This window comes from Methylobacterium sp. C1, assembly GCF_001854385.1.
Classification (GTDB): domain Bacteria; phylum Pseudomonadota; class Alphaproteobacteria; order Rhizobiales; family Beijerinckiaceae; genus Methylobacterium; species Methylobacterium radiotolerans.
Genome location: NZ_CP017640.1, coordinates 3,500,809 through 3,515,799, shown reverse-complemented (window position 1 = coordinate 3,515,799; position 14,991 = coordinate 3,500,809). Strand labels below are relative to the sequence as shown.

Genomic DNA, 14,991 nt, shown 5'->3' with positions numbered 1-14,991 from the left:
GGCGCCTACTCGGCGACCGCCTGGGCGCTGCGCAGCGGGCCGGCATCCTGCAGGATCGACTGCGCGGCGGCCTCGGCCAAGAGTGCGTAGCCGCGATCGGCCATGTGCAGGCCGTCGGCGGCGAAGAGCTGCTTGGTCGTCAGCTTACCCTCGCGGACCCAACCGTGCATCAGGTCGGCCCGCCGGATCACCGGCACGTCGAGCTCGTCGCCGATGCTGCGCACGGCGTCGCGGAAGCGGGAGGCGCCCGGCGTGGATTCGAGCTTCGGGCACCATTGCGGCTCCATCAGCACCACGTCGATGCCGGCATCCCGGATCCGGCGGATCGCCGACACGGTGGCCTCGCGGAAATGCTCCAGCGAGACACCGCGCAGAGGGTCGTTGCTGCCGGTCTGCCAGATGACGAGCTGGGGCTCGGCCGCGATGACGTCGCGGTCGAGCCGCGCCAGCATGTCGTCGACGTGCTCGCCGCCGATGCCGCGATTGATGACCGCGACGTCCAGCCCGTGCAGCTTCTTGCGGAGGTCGATCTGGAGGCGGGCCGGGTAGGCGTTGGCCGGGCTCGAGGCACCCACGCCCTCCGTCGAGGATGATCCGAAGGCCACGATCTTGAGCGGGGCGCCGATGGCAATCTGGCGGGCGACGTGCGGCAGGTCCGGGCTGTCGCCCAGGTCGAAGCCCAGCATATCCAGGGATTCGGGGAGCAGGTCCGCGTAGGCGAGCACCGCGGTCGGCAGAACCAAGAGGGCGCCCAACAAGCCGAGGCGGCGCAGCATCCTGCGGGCGGGAAAGACAGTGTTCAGCGACTTGGACACGGGACCGACGGCTCCGGCTCTCGTGAGCGGTAGATACAATCTGACACAGGGCCCTGAAAAGAGCGGTTCCAGGCAGAGTTTGAAAACACACTGAATTCGTAACACAAAATTAGGCGTTAGTTGGGAGCGGCGGCCTTGCGCGAGGATTCCCGGCAACATCGACCGGCCCATCGGCGCCGCCTGTCGCGGCGACCGCGCTTTCGAGCGCCTCCCGGCCGACTCGGCATGAACCATGCGACCGCTTCGAAACGCGTCTCCGAGAGGGCGGCGGAGCGCGCGGTCGGGCGACGCGGCGCGTCCCCCGACCGGCCGCGGGCTCCACGCGCCGTCCCATGGTCGATTGCTTGCGCATCGCGATCCTCACGCACTCGACCGACCCGCGCGGCGGCGTGGTCCACGCTCTGGCGCTCGGGGAGGCCCTGGGCAGGCTGGGCCACGAGGCGGTCGTCCACGCGCCCGATCCGACCGGCGGCGGCTTCTTCCGCGCGGCGCAGTGTCCGGTGATCTCGGTCGCGGCCAAGCCGGCCGCGGGGTCCGACGCGGCGCTGGTCGGCGCCCGGATCGCCGATTACCTCGCGCATTTCTCGACCCCCGCCGCCTGCGACTTCGACGTCTTCCATGCCCAATGCCGCGTCAGCGGGAACGCGCTCGCGACCCTGACCCGCCGCCGGCTCATCCCGGGCTTCGTGCGCACGGTCCACCGCATCGACACGTTCACCGATCCGCGGCTGGCGCAGTGGGAGGAGCGCGCGATCCTCGATGCCGGGCGCCTGCTCTGTGTCAGCCGGACCTGGGCGGCGACGCTGGCCGCCGAGTACGGCGCGCGGGCCGACGTGGTCGGGACCGGCGTGGACGCGGCCGCCTTCACGCCCGATCCCGGGCCGGAGGACGACGCGCTCCGTCGCCGCCTCGGCCTCGGCGGCGGCCCGGTCTTCCTCGGTGTCGGCGGCTTCGAGGCGCGCAAGAACGCGCTGGCGATCATCGAGGCCTTCGCGGCCCTGCGCCGGAGCTTGCCCGGCGCGCAGCTCGTCGTGGCCGGCGGCGCGTCGTCCCTCGATCATGCCGGGTACGAGGCCCGGTGCTGCGCCGCCCTCGAGCGCGAGGGGCTCGAGGTCGGCCCCGGCCGGCCGGTGATCCGCACCGGCGCCGTGGCGCAGGCGGACATGCCGGCCCTCTACCGGCTCGCCGACACCCTGGTCTTCCCCTCGCTGGTGGAGGGCTACGGCCTGTGCGTGCTGGAAGCCATGGCCTGCGGCACGCCGGTGATTGTGTCGGGAAGACCGCCCTTCACCGAGTACATCGCCCCGGGGGAAGCCCTGTCGGTGAATCCGGAGGACACAGAGGCCATCGCGGCCGCCATGCGGGCGAGCCTGGACCCGAGCCGGCGGGCGCGACTGCGCAACGCCGGCCGCGAGGTCGCCCGGGCGCATGTCTGGGACGCCTGCGCGGCGCGCCACCTCCCGACCTACGCGGAACTCGCGCCCGGGGACGCGCCGTTGATGGCGGCGGCCACGGGGGCTGCGGCCTGGAACACGCTGCGGGTCCCGCGCGATGCCTGAGATGCGCTTCCATATCCGGTGGCCGGACGGGACCCGCGAGGCCTGCTACTCGCCGTCGCTGGTGATCAAGGACCACCTCGCGGTCGGGCAGGACTACCCCCTCGACGAGTTCGTCGCCCTGAGCCGTCTGGCCCTCGGCATCGCCAGCGATCGCGTCCGCGCTCGCTACGGCTTCCCCTGCGGCCGCGCGCAGGCGCAGCTCGCCCGGATCGAGGAGGGGGCCCGCCGCCAGGAGCCCGGGACCGTCCACGTCGAGGCCTTCGAGGACTAGCCCGGGCCCGCCGCGTCGCCTTGCGGCGAGCCGACGCAGCGCGGGCGACGGCCGCGCCGGGTTGTTCGCAGGACCGATGGCGGAGGCGAAGGCGATGATGACCCGGATTGCGACGGCCCTGGTCCTGGCCGCGTCGCCGGTCGCGGCTCAGACGCGACCGTCCAGCACGACGATGACCTGCCAGCAGACGATCCGCCTCATCCAGGCCCGCGGCGCTCTCGTCCTCGGGACCGGCGGCATGACCTACGACCGGTTCGTCCGCGACCGCTCGTTCTGCGAGCCCACCGAGATCGCGCGGCGGGCCTTCCGGCCGACCCGCGACAACCCGAACTGCCTGATCGGGTACACGTGCTACGAGCCCGGTCGCGGCGATTGGTTCGGCGCGGATGACTAGAGCCGGCGCTGACCGCGCTGGCGCGCGCCTTTCCCTCGTCGAGGAGACACCGGCTCAAGGGCGCCTCGGGTGCGAGTGTGCCGCGGTGCGGAGATTCCCGGCCCCGTCACGAATGGGACGCGCCGTCCTGGGCGCCGCGTCGGCCCGCGTCCGGGCCCGCGCGCCCGGTCTCGAGGGCGACGATGACCCGGCGATCTCCCGCCCGTCGGGTGAACCCCGTGGCGTCGAGATGCTCCAGCAGCGGGATGGAGAATTTGCGCGAGATCCCGAGGGTCGCGCCGGCCTCCCGGGCCAGGAAACCGGTCTCGGCCGTCCGCGCCGTCGGGAAGGCGTCGATCAGGCGGGTCTTGGCGCTGTCCACCGCCTCCCGGTGGAACAGCACGGCGCGGCGCTGGACCCGGTCGACGGCGCGGATCACCGTGCCGGCCCCCACGAGGTAGGTCAATGCCTCGCGGCGGCGCACGTCACGGCCGATGGCCTCGGCCTCGTCGGGCGGGTTGAGGCCGGCGCGGCGGAAGACCTGCTCCAGCCGGCGGGCGGCCTCGCTCTCGTTGCGGGCGGGGTCGAATTCGGCCCGTCGCCACAGGGCTGCCGCCTGGGCGACTGCGCCGGCGGCCGCGAGGTCGCGCAGGACGGCGCCGGTCACTGCCTCGGGCAGCGCCAGGGCGCGCGACAGGCGCTCGAGGGCGATGCCGTGCTCCATCGGGTAGTCGCGGTGGTGGTGCGCCAGGGCTGCCAGCGTGCCGGTACGCAGCGCCTCGAAGGCCGCGGCCCCGACGAAGCGGTCGCCGATCGCCCGGGCGCCGCCTTCGGAGAGCACCTGCCGGGCCCGGTCCGGCGCCACACCGGCGATCCGGGCGAGGTCGATGAGCGGCGCTCCGGCCGCGCCGAGCTGCCCGAGGCGGACCGTGATCGCGTCGGCGGGACCGCCCGCCGCCAGGGCGGCCAGGTCGGCCATGACCCGGGGATCGTGGCGCCGCCGGCGGCGGCTCGCCGGATCGAGGATCCGACCGCCCGCCACCGTGACGGAGGGCGAATCGAGCCGCAGCACGAACGGCTCCCGCGCCGGCACCGCCACCGGCTCGCCGAGATGGAGCTGCGCCCGGGTGCTGGCCCCGGGCTCCAGGGCGTCGCGGTCGAGCAGCCGCAGCCGCGCCTCGACCTCGGTGGTCCCGAACAGCAGGCGACAGGCCGTGCCGCCCGCCAGCGCGTCCGACAGGCTCGCGGCCGCGGTGATCGCCACGTCGAGCCACGGGCTCGGCGCGAGCTGGCCCGGCAGCGACAGCGCCTGCCCGCGGGCGATCTGGTCGAGGTCGATCCCGCGCAGGGCGACCGCCGTGCGCCGCCCCGGCTCGGCACGCTCCACCGCGCGCCCGTGGATCTGCAGGCCGCGCACGGTCGCGGTGCGGCCGCCGGGGGCGATCTCGACGGTGTCGCCGACCGCGAGCGGCCCGCGCCGCAGCGTCCCGGTCACGACGGTGCCGAAACCCGGCCGGGAGAAGACCCGGTCCACCGGCAGGTAGGGGAAGCCGTCGTCGCGGCCGGGCTCCGTCTCGGCCAGAAGCGCCGAGAGGGCGGCCGCGAGCTCCGGCAGGCCGTCGCCCGTCACGGTCGAGGTCGCGATGACCGGTCCGGCCTCGATCCCGGCCCGGGCGGCCGCGGCGGCGATCTCGGCGGCGCGGGCCGCTACGGTCTCGGGTGTCGCGAGGTCCGCCTTAGTCAGCGCCAGCACGCCGCGGCGCACGCCGATCAGGGACGCGATCTCGAGATGCTCGACCGTCTGCGGCTTGATGCCCTCGTGGGCATCGACCGCCAGCAGGACGGCCCGCATCCCGGTCGCGCCGGAGATCATGGCGCGGACGAACCGCTCGTGGCCCGGCAGGTCGACGAGGTCGATCTCGCCCTGTCCGGAGGTCAGCAGCGCGAAGCCCGGCACGATGGACACACCGCGGGCGCGCTCCTCCTTGAGCCGGTCGGTCTCGACGCCGGTGAGCGCGCGGACGAGCGCCGTCTTGCCATGATCGACGTGCCCGATCACGCCGACGAGGAGTGTCTTCAAAGCAGCCACCGACCGGATCATCTCCACGGTGCCGCCGTCCACAAGGGGCGCACCGCTCGCTCGGATGGGAAATCCGCCGCGCCGGCGCGTCGTGGCGCCGTGTGCCGCCGGGCGGTCGGGGCCGGGGCTGCGTGGCAGATCGATTGTGGACAATTTGTCTTGCCACGCCGTGCCGTTCTGGGAAAGCGCGATTTTAACGCAGCGCAGCATCCATCTGCCGCGCGGAGGAGCGGCGTCGCAGCTTGACGACGGGAACGCCGCCCCCCTTTGCTGAGTCAGGTGCGTCGGACGGTCACGCCCCGATGCCGGTGTCGCGCGGCGCGATGTGGGAGCCGATGCAACCGGAGCCCATCCCTACCTCGTTAGCGGTGGCAGGCGACGAAGAGGAGCGTATGAGCGATACCGATAGTAACGCCGGGGAGGAGCCCCGCGAGGTCGAGCTGAAGCTCGACTGCGCCGGCCCGGACCTGACGGCGCTCGCGTCCCATCCCCGGCTGACGGACGCGTCGGCGACCGAGCCCGAACTGCTGGTCACGACCTACTACGACACGCCCGACCGCGCCCTCCGCGAGGCCGGTCTGACCCTGCGCGTCCGCGCCAAGGGCGGCCGCCACGTCCAGACCGTGAAGGCCGGGAGCGGCGGCGTCGGCCTGTTCGATCGGGCCGAGTGGGAGACCGAGATCGGCGGCGAGGCGCCGGAGCCAGCGGCCTGGGCCGACACGGCCGCCGAGCCGGTCCTGCGCGAGGCCGACTCGCCGCTGGAGCGACTGTTCGCCACCGTCGTGATGCGTCGGGAGATCCCGGTGATCCAGGGCGAGTCCCGCGTGCTCGTCACCCTTGACGAGGGCAGGGTCGAGACCGCCTCCGGCGACGCGCCGCTCTGCGAACTCGAGCTGGAACTCCAGTCCGGCGAGCCGGCAGACCTGTTCGCGCTGGCGCGGGAGCTGGCCGAGACCGTACCGCTGCGCCTGGGCGTGAAGGCCAAGAGCGCGGTCGGCTACGCGCTTCTCGACGGGAAAGGGCCGGGCGTCGTGAAGGCCGAGCCGGTGGAGCTGCCCGAGGGCGCGAGCGCCGGGGAGGTCTTCCGCCGGGTGGCGCGCGCCTGCCTGCGCCACATGCGCCTCAATGAGACCGCGTTCCTGGAGGGGGGACGGCCGCCCGAGGCGCTCCACCAGATCCGCGTCGCCCTGCGCCGCCTGCGCTCGGCGCTGTCGCTCTTCGGACCCATGCTGGAGACCGATCCCCGGGCCGCGGCCTTCAATGACGAGATCAAGCGCGTCACCGAGCCCTTCGGCCACGCGCGCAACCTCGACGTGTTCCTGAGCGACACGCTGCCGGACATCGCGGAGCAGCGCCCCGACGAGCCCGGCCTCGACGCGTTGCGCGCTCGCGCGGAGGCGGAGCGCGCCACCGCGTACGACGCGGTGTCGGCGACCCTGGAGAACCCGCAGTGGCGCGCGCTCATCATCGACTTCGCCGGCTGGGTCGAGGCGGGGTCGTGGGCAGCCGGGCCGGACGCGGCCGTCGACGGACGGCACTTCGCCGCGCAGGTCCTCGACAAGGCGCGGGCGCGCCTGAAGAAGCGCGGCCGAGGCCTCCGGCACCTCGATCCGCACACGCGGCACCGGGCGCGGATCGCCGCCAAGAAGCTCCGATACGGCGCGGAGTTCTTCGCCGGTCTCTACCGGAAGAAGAAGGCTGTCCGCCGGCAGGAGAAGTTCGGTGCCGTGCTCTCCGACCTGCAGGACCATCTCGGCGCGCTCAACGATCTGGAGACGGCCCGGACGATGACCGAGAGCCTGTCGGGGCCGCCGATGCCGGGTCCGGACGATCCTGGGGCACAGAAATTGCTGGACGCGGCCGCGGACGCGCGGTCCGAGCTCCTCGACGTCAAGCCCTTCTGGCGCTGAGGCTTTTCGTGCCGCCGGTCGGGCCGGAACCCGGCCGGTGCGGCGGCGTTCGCCGGACAACGATCGGCCCGTCCGGGGCAGGGAGCGCGGATGGCCCACGCCTACAGGTTCGGCATCGAGGAGGAGTTCTTCCTGGCCGATGCCCGCACGCGCGGCACACCGCGCGCCGGCCTCCGCGCCTTCCACGCCGCCGTGCGGGCCCGCCTCGACGATGCCGAGCGCGAGCAGCTCCAGTGCCAGGTGGAGGTGGCCTCGCCGCCGACCGCCGACCTCGCGGAGGCGCGGGCGCATCTCGCGGGCCTGCGCGCGAGCCTCGCGGAGATCGGCGGCGAGCGGGGCATCCTGACCTTTGCGGCGGGCACGCATCCGACCGCCCGGTGGCGCGACCAGCGGCCCACCGACAAGGCGCGCTATCACGGCATCATGGCCGACCTCCGGATGCTCGGCCGGCGCAACCTCGTCTGCGGCCTCCACGTCCACGTGGAGGTGCCGGATCCCGCGGCACGGATCGGGCTGATCAACCGGCTGCTGCCCTACCTGCCGGTGCTGCTCGCGCTCTCGACCGGGTCACCGTTCTGGCAGGGGCAGCAGACCGGTCTCGCCGGCTACCGGATGCGCGCCTACGCCGAGCTGCCGCGCACCGGCGTGCCCGAGCTGTTCGCCGATGCCGACGACTACGCCCGCTACGTCGACGTGATGACCCGCTCGGGTGCCATCGCGGATGCCAGCTATCTCTGGTGGCACGTGCGCGCGTCCGTGAAGTACCCGACGCTGGAGCTGCGAATCGCCGACAGCTGCGCGCGCCTCGACGACGCGCTCTGCATCGCCGCACTGTTCCGCTGCCTCGTTCGCCGGGTCGTCGGGGACAGGCGGCTCAATGCCGGCCTGACCGCGGCCTCTCGCGGCTTCGTCCTGGAGAATCTCTGGCGGGCCGAGTGCGACGGCGTCCGCGCGACGCTCATCGACGAGGCGCGGGTCCGAGCCGTGCCGGTCGCCGCAGCGGTCGAGGGCCTGCTCGCCGACATCGCCGAGGATGCCGATGCCCTGGGCTGCGGCGCGGCCTGCGCGCACGCGTCGCGGATCGTCGCGGAGGGGACGAGCGCCGACCGGCAGATGGCCGTCTTCGCGGCCGCGCGCCGGTCGGGCGCGCGGGAGCGCGCGGCGCTGTCGGCAGTGGTCGATCATCTCGCGGCGGAGACCGCCGCCGGCTCGAAGTCCGGGCCTGGGGGGCACCCGAACATCGCTCCGGCGGCGTGACGACGGGCGCGGACACGGCTGAGGGGGGATCGTCGAGGCCGCGGTCCGTCGGCCGCGCTCGAGGACGCGGTCGCCCACACGAGTCGCATGGCCATGTTGCCGAAGGATGTCTGGCCGCTGGTTTCGCCCGCGTATATGGCCGGTCGCGCGGCGACGGGTTCCCTCCGTGTCGTCCTCTGCTATCCCTCGCGTCCCAGCAGCTACCCCGACTCCGCGGCCGAACCTCCGGAATGAGCCTCCTGCGCGACCTCTTCGGCCATGTCGGCCGTACCGTGACGGCCTATGCCGGTGACAAGGCGCTGATGCTCGCGGCGGTCTCGGCCGCCGCCAACGTCATCGTGGCCGACGGCGAGGTCGCGGGCCCGGAATTCGACGCGGCCCTGCACGGCCTGAAGGCCGACCCGGTCCTGATGAAGGGTTACGACGCGCTGATGCTGGAGACGGAGCTCTACGAGGGCATCGCCCGGGCCCGCACCCGGCTCGGCCGGGCCGAGAACCTGCGCCACGTCGCGGCGGTCGCCGAGCGACCCGCGAACCAGCGCGAGAACGTCTTCCTGATCGCCGCGGACGTCGCCGACCAGGACGGGATCAGCAACATCGAGGCGGGCGCCCTCGGCGAGATCGCCGTCGCCCTCCGGGTCGACGCGATCGCTCTGCTGCGCGCCAACCCGGTGCGGCGACCGCCGGCCTGACCGGGTCGGTTGGCATCGCGGTTGCTCGCCGCGGGAATTGTGAGGTGGGAGCGCTGCCAAGGGGCTGGCGCCCCATAACGTTTGCGTCGCACGGCGACCCGCCGTGAAAGGAACCGGCATGGCCGAGATGAGCCTCAGCAAGACCCACAACCTGCGCGCCAACGGTGCGCGCCTCTGGGCGACGATCCTGGAGACCGCGGAATTCGGCGGCACGCCGGCCGGCGGCATCAACCGCCTGACGCTCTCGGCCGAGGACGGCCAGGTCCGCGACTGGTTCCGGGAGGCCTGCGAGGCGGCCGGGCTGACCGTGTCGGTCGACGCCCTGGGCACGCAGTACGCCCTGCGGCCGGGCCGGGACATGAGCCGGAAGCCGATCGCCTTCGGCTCGCACCTCGACACCCAGCCGACCGGCGGCAAGTTCGACGGCGTCCTGGGCGTCCTGGCGGGGCTGGAGGTGATGCGCAGCCTGAACGATGCCGGGATCGAGACCGAGGCGCCGCTCCTCGTGGTCAACTGGACCAACGAGGAGGGCTCGCGCTTCGCCCCCGCCATGATGGCCTCGGCGGCCTACGCGGGCGACTTCACCACGGACGAGATCCTGGCCAAGCGCGACGCCGCCGGCACCACCGTGGCGGAGGCCCTCGACGCCATCGGCTATCGCGGCGTCGAGGCCGTGGGCACCCGGGAGATCGGCGCCTTCGTCGAGCTGCACATCGAGCAGGGTCCGATCCTGGAGGCCGAGGGCAAGACCATCGGCGTGGTCGAGGGCGGCCAGGGTATCATGTGGTTCGACGGCGTGATCACCGGCTTCGAGAGCCACGCCGGGACGACGCCGATGCCGCGCCGCCGCGACGCGCTGCTCGCGCTCTCGGAATTCGCCCTGGCCGCTGAGCGGATCGCGCTGGGCCACGCGCCCTCCGCGGTGGCGACGATCGGCGAGGCCGCGATCCTGGCGCCCTCCCGGAACGTCGTGCCGGGCCGGGTCGCCTTCACGGTGGACGTGCGCGACCCGCGTTCCGAGACCCTGGACGCGATGGAGGCGGCGCTCGGTGAGGCGGCGGCCGAGATCGCGGCGCGGCGCCACCTGGAGATCGCGCTGACCCGGATCTGGCGGAAGGAGCCGGTGCCGTTCGACCCCGCCGTCGTGGCGGCAATCGACGCGTCCGCCGAGAGCCTGGGGCATCCGCGCCGCCGGATCATCTCGGGCGCCGGCCACGACGCCTGCAACCTCGCCGCGAAGGTTCCGGCCGCGATGATCTTCGTGCCGTGCAAGGACGGGGTGAGCCACAACGAGTCGGAATCCGCCACGCAAGGCGACTGCGCGGCCGGCGCCGACGTGCTGCTGCAGACCGTGCTCCGCCTCGCCAACGCGCCGGGCGCCTGAGCCGCCCTGCCGTCACGGCGGTGCCCCGCGCGCGGCACCACCCGCGCGGAGGTGTACCGCGGCGGAAAATCCCGTAAGGACCGCTCCATGAGCGCGCGATCCTACCGCGACGCCAGGGGCCGGCCGCTCGTCGCGGTCACCGGCCTCGGCGTCGTCTCCTCCCTCGGTCAGGGACAGGCCGACACCTGGGCGGCCATGACCGAGGGCCGGTCGGGTATCCACGCCATCGCGCGGTTCCCGACCGACAACCTGCGCACGCGCATCGCCGGGACGGTGGACTTCCTCGACACCGACCCCCTCGTCGCGCCGCTCCTGTCCGAGCGGTTCGCCGCCGTCGCCGCCGAGGAGGCGGTGGCGCAGGCCGGGATCGGCGCCAGGGGCGATTTCCCGGGCGCCCTGTTCATCGCGGTCCCACCGGTCGAGATGGAGTGGCCCCAGCGCCAGGCCCTGGCCGAGGCCGCGGGCGGCGACGGTCCGGTCGACTACGCCGGTCTCCTGCGGGCGGCGGCGACGCGCCGCTTCGATCCCTGGCACGACCTGTTCATCTTCGGCACGGTCGCCGACCGCATCGCCGACCGCTTCGGCACGAAGGGCTCCCCGATCTCGCTCTCGACCGCCTGCTCGTCGGGGGCCACGGCGATCCAGCTCGGCGTCGAGGCGATCCGGCGCGGCGAGACCGCGGCGGCGCTCTGCATCGGCACGGACGGCTCGGTGAACCCGGAATCGCTGATCCGCTTCTCGCTGCTCTCCGCGCTCTCGACCCGCAACGACGACCCCGCCACCGCCTCGAAGCCGTTCTCGAAGGACCGGGACGGGTTCGTCATGGGCGAGGGCGCGGCCGCCCTCGTGCTCGAGGACGCCGAGGCCGCCGTCGCCCGGGGCGCCGCGATCCTCGGCTACGTCCTCGGCTGCGGCGAGAAGGGCGACGGCTTCCACCGCACCCGCTCCAGCCCCGACGGCGCCCCGATCATCGCGGCGATCCGGGCGAGCCTGGACGATGCCGGCGTGTCGGCCGAGGCGATCGACACGGTGAACGCGCACGGCACGTCGACGCCGGAGAACGACAAGATGGAGGCCCTGGGCCTCGCGGCGGTGTTCGGCGACCGCGCTGCCGCCCTGCCGGTCACCTCCAACAAGTCGATGATCGGCCACACGCTGACGGCGGCCGGCGCCATCGAGGCGGCGGTCTCGCTGCTGACGATCCGCCACGGCCGCATCCCGCCGACCATCAACCACCGGGTGCCGGACCCGACCATCGCCCTCGACATCGTGGAGACTGCCCGCGACCTGCCGGTGCGGACCGTGCTGTCGAACTCGTTCGGCTTCGGCGGCCAGAACACCTGCCTGGTCCTCGGCGCGGAGCCCGCGTGAGCGTCGCCGTCACACCGCGCCGGGTCCTCGTGACCGGCGGCGCGTCCGGGATCGGCGCCGCGATCGTCCGTGGCCTGGCGGGAGCCGGTCTCGGCGTCGACTTCACCTACCGCGCCTCGGCCGAGGCCGCGCAGGCGCTGCTGGCCGAGCTTCGGGCGACCTACCCGGACCGGCCGTTCGCGGCCCATGCCGTCGACCTCGCCGACCGGGCGGGGCTGGAGCTGTTCTGCGAGGCCGCCGAGGCGACGGGCTATTACGGCCTCGTCCACAATGCCGGCCAGTCCTGCGACGCCCTCGCGGCGATGCTCGATCAGGAGCGGGCCGAGGCCGCCATGCAGGTCAATTTCTTCTCGCTGACGCGCCTCGCCAAGACGCTGGTGCGGGAGATGACCCGCGCGCGCGCGGGCCGCATCGTGGCGATCGGGTCCGTCGCCGCCCTGCGGGCCAATGCCGGCAACGCCGCCTACGCGGCGACCAAGGGCGCGCTCATCGCGTATTGTCGGACCCTGGCGATGGAGACGGCCAAACGCGGCGTGACCGTCAACGTGATCGCCCCGGGCTTCGTCGACACCGCCATGATGGAGCGCTACGCCGCCTACCGGGACGGCATGGAGCGCCAGATTCCGATCGGCCGCTTCGGCCGGCCCGAGGATGTCGCGGCGCTGGCGGCCTTCCTGATGGGCGAGGGGGCATCCTACATCACCGGCACCGTGCTGCCCGTCGATGGCGGCCTGACCGCCATGATGGGTGTCCACCGGACCTGACGGTGGCGCCGCCGAACCGGACGACCCTGACGATGCGCGCCAGCCTCGCCCTCACCGCCGCCCTCTGCGGCGCGGCTCTCCTGGCCCCGGGCCACGCCCGGGCGGAGCCGCAGGTCTACCGGGTCTCCGGCCTGCCGCCGGGCGAGCCGCTCAGCGTCCGCGCCGAGCCGGACCCGTCCGCCGAGCAAGTCGGCGAGATCCGGACCCGCGCCCTGGTCTTCGGCTGCACCAACGACACGCCGAGCCGCACCACGTGGTGCCGGGTGAAGGCCGGACGCGCCCTGGGGTGGGCGCGGCGCCGCTACCTGGCGCCGGAGTGACGAGAGACACGATGCGAGCCCTCCAGCTTTTCGGCGACCGCGACCTGCGCCTCACCGAGATCGAGCCGCCGCCCGCGCCCGGGGCCGACGAGGTCCGGATCCGCATCCGCGCGGTCGGCCTCAACTTCATCGACGTCTGGGGCTTCCGCGGCATGGCCTTCGCCAAGCGGAAGATGCCGCTGATCGTCGGCGCGGAGGCGGCCGGGACCGTCGAGTCGGTCGGGGCGGGCGTCACCGGCCTCGTCGCGGGCGACCGGGTCGTGCCCTACGGCGCCATGACCTGCGGCCGGTGCAAGGCCTGCCGCGAGGGGCGCGACAACCTCTGCGAGGACGTGTCCGGCGTGATGGGCTTCCATCTCGACGGCTTCGCCCGGGAGCTCGTGACCATGCCGGCCCGCCTCGTCGTGAAGGTGCCGGACGGCGTCAGCGACACCGACGCCGCCTGCGCGGGCATCGCCTTCGGCACGGTCCAGCACATGCTGTTCGACAACGCCCGCCTGGAGCCCGGCGAGAGCGTCCTGGTCCATGCCGGCGGCTCGGGAATCGGCACCGCGGCGATCCGCATGGCCAAGGCGATCGGCTGCACGGTCTACACGACGGTCGGCGACGACGAGAAGGGCCGTAAGGCGGCAGAACTCGGCGCCGACCACGTCATCAACTACCGCACCGAGCGGTTCGAGGGCGAGGTCCGCCGGCTGACGAAGCGCAAGGGCGTCGACGTGGTGTTCGAGCACGTCGGCGCCGACACCTGGAACGGCTCCCTGCTCTGCCTGAAGCGCGGCGGTCGCCTCGTGACCTGCGGATCGACCTCGGGCGTCTCGGCGACGATGAACCTGATGCAGCTGTTCCAGCAGCAGTACCGCATCACCGGCTCGTTCGGCTGCTCGCTCGCGAATATCGGTCAGGCCCTCGCCAAGATGGACGCGGGTATTCGACCGGTTGTCGATACCGTGTACCCGCTGGCGGACTTCGCGCAGGGTCTGGAGCGACTCGAATCGCGCCGGGTCTTCGGCAAGATCCTCGTCAGCCTGTAGCGCCGGCCACGGCACACCGGCACGGCGCGACACCGGACCGTAGGCGGCGATCCGCATTTCGCGCCGCGACAGACTTGGCGTAAACGTCGCCGTACGGGTCGCTGGGGGGCCGCCCGTACCGTATCCCTGGAATCGATCGTGCTGCGTCTCGCCCTCCTGCTCAAACGGTCGTACCCGCGCCTCGCGGGCTTCGCGATGATTCCGGTGATCCGCGCCCTGGTACTGCTGGCGCGCGTCCTCGGGCCGGAGCGGTCCACGGCGTTCGGCGCCGCGCTGCTGCGCACCCTCGGCCCGCTCCTGCCGGCGCACCGCACCGCGATGGCGAACCTCAGGGCGGCCTTTCCCGACATGCCGGAGGCGGAGCGGAAGCGGATCGCCCTGAAGGCCTGGGACAATCTCGGGCGGACGGGGGCCGAGTACGCCCACCTCGACACCCTGTTCGATTACGATCCCGCCGCCACCGGCGCGTTGCGGACCGAGGTCACGGGGATCGAGCATTTCTACGCCCTGCGCGACGACGGCCGGCCGGGACTGATCTTCTCGGCGCACTTGGCGAATTGGGAATTGCCGGCGATCTGCGCGGCCAAGTTCGGCCTCGATGCCACCGCGGTATTCCGGCCGCCGAACAATCCCGCGGCCGCGCGCCTCGTCCAGGAGGTCCGCCGCCGGACGATGGGCGGCCTTGCCGCCTCCACGCCGGGTGCCGTGTTCGCCATGCGCGACGTGGTCGAGACCGGCGGCCACCTCGGCCAGCTGATCGACCAGCACTTCACACGCGGTGTCGTGGTGGAATTTCTCGGCCGGCCGTGCCTCGCCAACCCGCTGCTGGCCAAGCTCGCCCGCCACTATGACTGCCCGGTGCACGGCGTGCGCGTCGTGCGCCTGCCGGAGGGCCGCTTCCGCCTCGACCTGACGCCGCCCCTCGACCTGCCCAGGGCCGCCGACGGGACCGTTGACGTCGCCGGCGCGATGCAGGCGATGACGGCCGTCGTCGAGGGCTGGGTGCGGGAGAATCCGGGCCAGTGGCTGTGGATGCATCGTCGCTGGCGGCCCGATATGCTGCCCAAGCCGAGAGTTGCGCCGGCGCCACTTCAACCGAAGGTAGAGGCCTCTCAAGCCAACGTGATTTCACCTTCGGCTTCGCAGACGGTCTGATGGATC

General features: G+C 73.2%; 14 protein-coding genes. 12 read left to right on the top strand and 2 right to left on the bottom strand.

Annotated features, from left to right (window positions below; genetic code table 11):
• Positions 1-5 precede the first annotated feature (5 nt).
• On the bottom strand, positions 6-815 hold the full coding sequence (locus tag BKE41_RS16330; protein WP_012320028.1) for a GDSL-type esterase/lipase family protein: 810 nt from the start codon (positions 813-815) through the stop codon (positions 6-8).
• 332 nt (positions 816-1,147) lie between these two features.
• On the opposite strand from BKE41_RS16330, the gene BKE41_RS16325 reads away from it, so the two are divergent.
• The 3 genes from BKE41_RS16325 (at position 1,148) to BKE41_RS16315 (ending at position 3,039) form a co-directional block, all read left to right on the top strand.
• Complete coding sequence (locus tag BKE41_RS16325; RefSeq protein ID WP_012320027.1) at positions 1,148-2,374, top strand: MSMEG_0565 family glycosyltransferase; 1,227 nt, start codon at positions 1,148-1,150, stop codon at positions 2,372-2,374.
• The gene (locus BKE41_RS16320; protein ID WP_024829540.1) at positions 2,367-2,645 is read left to right on the top strand and encodes an MSMEG_0570 family nitrogen starvation response protein; all 279 of its coding nucleotides are present in this window, start codon (positions 2,367-2,369) and stop codon (positions 2,643-2,645) included. The genes BKE41_RS16325 and BKE41_RS16320 overlap by 8 nt, the downstream gene beginning before the upstream one ends.
• Before the next feature lie 94 nt (positions 2,646-2,739).
• On the top strand, positions 2,740-3,039 hold the full coding sequence (locus BKE41_RS16315; RefSeq protein ID WP_012320025.1) for a hypothetical protein: 300 nt from the start codon (positions 2,740-2,742) through the stop codon (positions 3,037-3,039).
• A 106-nt stretch (positions 3,040-3,145) separates the two neighbouring features.
• Here BKE41_RS16315 and selB read toward each other — a convergent pair whose 3' ends face one another.
• Complete coding sequence (gene selB / locus BKE41_RS16310) at positions 3,146-5,119, bottom strand: selenocysteine-specific translation elongation factor (protein WP_071000702.1); 1,974 nt, start codon at positions 5,117-5,119, stop codon at positions 3,146-3,148.
• Between the two features lie 371 nt (positions 5,120-5,490).
• On the opposite strand from selB, the gene BKE41_RS16305 reads away from it, so the two are divergent.
• The 9 genes from BKE41_RS16305 (at position 5,491) to BKE41_RS16265 (ending at position 14,985) form a co-directional block, all read left to right on the top strand.
• A complete protein-coding gene (locus BKE41_RS16305) occupies positions 5,491-7,008 on the top strand; it encodes a CYTH and CHAD domain-containing protein (RefSeq protein ID WP_070999836.1) in 1,518 nt (505 codons plus the stop codon).
• 90 nt (positions 7,009-7,098) lie between these two features.
• Positions 7,099-8,265 (top strand): carboxylate-amine ligase, encoded by a 1,167-nt coding sequence (locus BKE41_RS16300; protein ID WP_029357799.1) that lies wholly within the window; start codon positions 7,099-7,101, stop codon positions 8,263-8,265.
• Positions 8,266-8,495: 230 nt separating this feature from the next.
• Entirely contained in the window at positions 8,496-8,957 is a 462-nt protein-coding gene (locus tag BKE41_RS16295) for a tellurite resistance TerB family protein (RefSeq protein ID WP_024829545.1), read from the top strand.
• A 127-nt stretch (positions 8,958-9,084) separates the two neighbouring features.
• Positions 9,085-10,341: a Zn-dependent hydrolase gene (locus tag BKE41_RS16290; protein ID WP_029357800.1), complete on the top strand. Its 1,257-nt coding sequence runs from the start codon at positions 9,085-9,087 to the stop codon at positions 10,339-10,341.
• A gap of 87 nt (positions 10,342-10,428) precedes the next feature.
• On the top strand, positions 10,429-11,712 hold the full coding sequence (locus tag BKE41_RS16285) for a beta-ketoacyl-ACP synthase (protein ID WP_070999835.1): 1,284 nt from the start codon (positions 10,429-10,431) through the stop codon (positions 11,710-11,712).
• Complete coding sequence (locus BKE41_RS16280; protein ID WP_070999834.1) at positions 11,709-12,476, top strand: SDR family NAD(P)-dependent oxidoreductase; 768 nt, start codon at positions 11,709-11,711, stop codon at positions 12,474-12,476. The genes BKE41_RS16285 and BKE41_RS16280 overlap by 4 nt, the downstream gene beginning before the upstream one ends.
• Before the next feature lie 2 nt (positions 12,477-12,478).
• Complete coding sequence (locus tag BKE41_RS16275) at positions 12,479-12,796, top strand: SH3 domain-containing protein (RefSeq protein WP_012320017.1); 318 nt, start codon at positions 12,479-12,481, stop codon at positions 12,794-12,796.
• A gap of 11 nt (positions 12,797-12,807) precedes the next feature.
• Positions 12,808-13,830, top strand: a complete 1,023-nt coding sequence (locus BKE41_RS16270) for a zinc-binding dehydrogenase (RefSeq protein WP_012320016.1) — start codon at positions 12,808-12,810, stop codon at positions 13,828-13,830.
• Between the two features lie 138 nt (positions 13,831-13,968).
• Complete coding sequence (locus tag BKE41_RS16265; RefSeq protein ID WP_012320015.1) at positions 13,969-14,985, top strand: lipid A biosynthesis lauroyl acyltransferase; 1,017 nt, start codon at positions 13,969-13,971, stop codon at positions 14,983-14,985.
• The last annotated feature ends 6 nt before the right edge of the window (positions 14,986-14,991 follow it).

What these genes read in the sequence shown, in the direction of transcription:
- BKE41_RS16270 (WP_012320016.1), top strand. Translation starts at nt 12,808, where the DNA reads ATGCGAGCCCTCCAGCTTTTCGGCGACCGCGACCTGCGCCTCACCGAG.
- selB (WP_071000702.1), bottom strand. Translation starts at nt 5,119, where the DNA reads ATGATCCGGTCGGTGGCTGCTTTGAAGACACTCCTCGTCGGCGTGATC.
- BKE41_RS16305 (WP_070999836.1), top strand. Translation starts at nt 5,491, where the DNA reads ATGAGCGATACCGATAGTAACGCCGGGGAGGAGCCCCGCGAGGTCGAG.
- BKE41_RS16300 (WP_029357799.1), top strand. Translation starts at nt 7,099, where the DNA reads ATGGCCCACGCCTACAGGTTCGGCATCGAGGAGGAGTTCTTCCTGGCC.
- BKE41_RS16295 (WP_024829545.1), top strand. Translation starts at nt 8,496, where the DNA reads ATGAGCCTCCTGCGCGACCTCTTCGGCCATGTCGGCCGTACCGTGACG.
- BKE41_RS16285 (WP_070999835.1), top strand. Translation starts at nt 10,429, where the DNA reads ATGAGCGCGCGATCCTACCGCGACGCCAGGGGCCGGCCGCTCGTCGCG.
- BKE41_RS16320 (WP_024829540.1), top strand. Translation starts at nt 2,367, where the DNA reads ATGCCTGAGATGCGCTTCCATATCCGGTGGCCGGACGGGACCCGCGAG.
- BKE41_RS16290 (WP_029357800.1), top strand. Translation starts at nt 9,085, where the DNA reads ATGAGCCTCAGCAAGACCCACAACCTGCGCGCCAACGGTGCGCGCCTC.
- BKE41_RS16315 (WP_012320025.1), top strand. Translation starts at nt 2,740, where the DNA reads ATGATGACCCGGATTGCGACGGCCCTGGTCCTGGCCGCGTCGCCGGTC.
- BKE41_RS16325 (WP_012320027.1), top strand. Translation starts at nt 1,148, where the DNA reads ATGGTCGATTGCTTGCGCATCGCGATCCTCACGCACTCGACCGACCCG.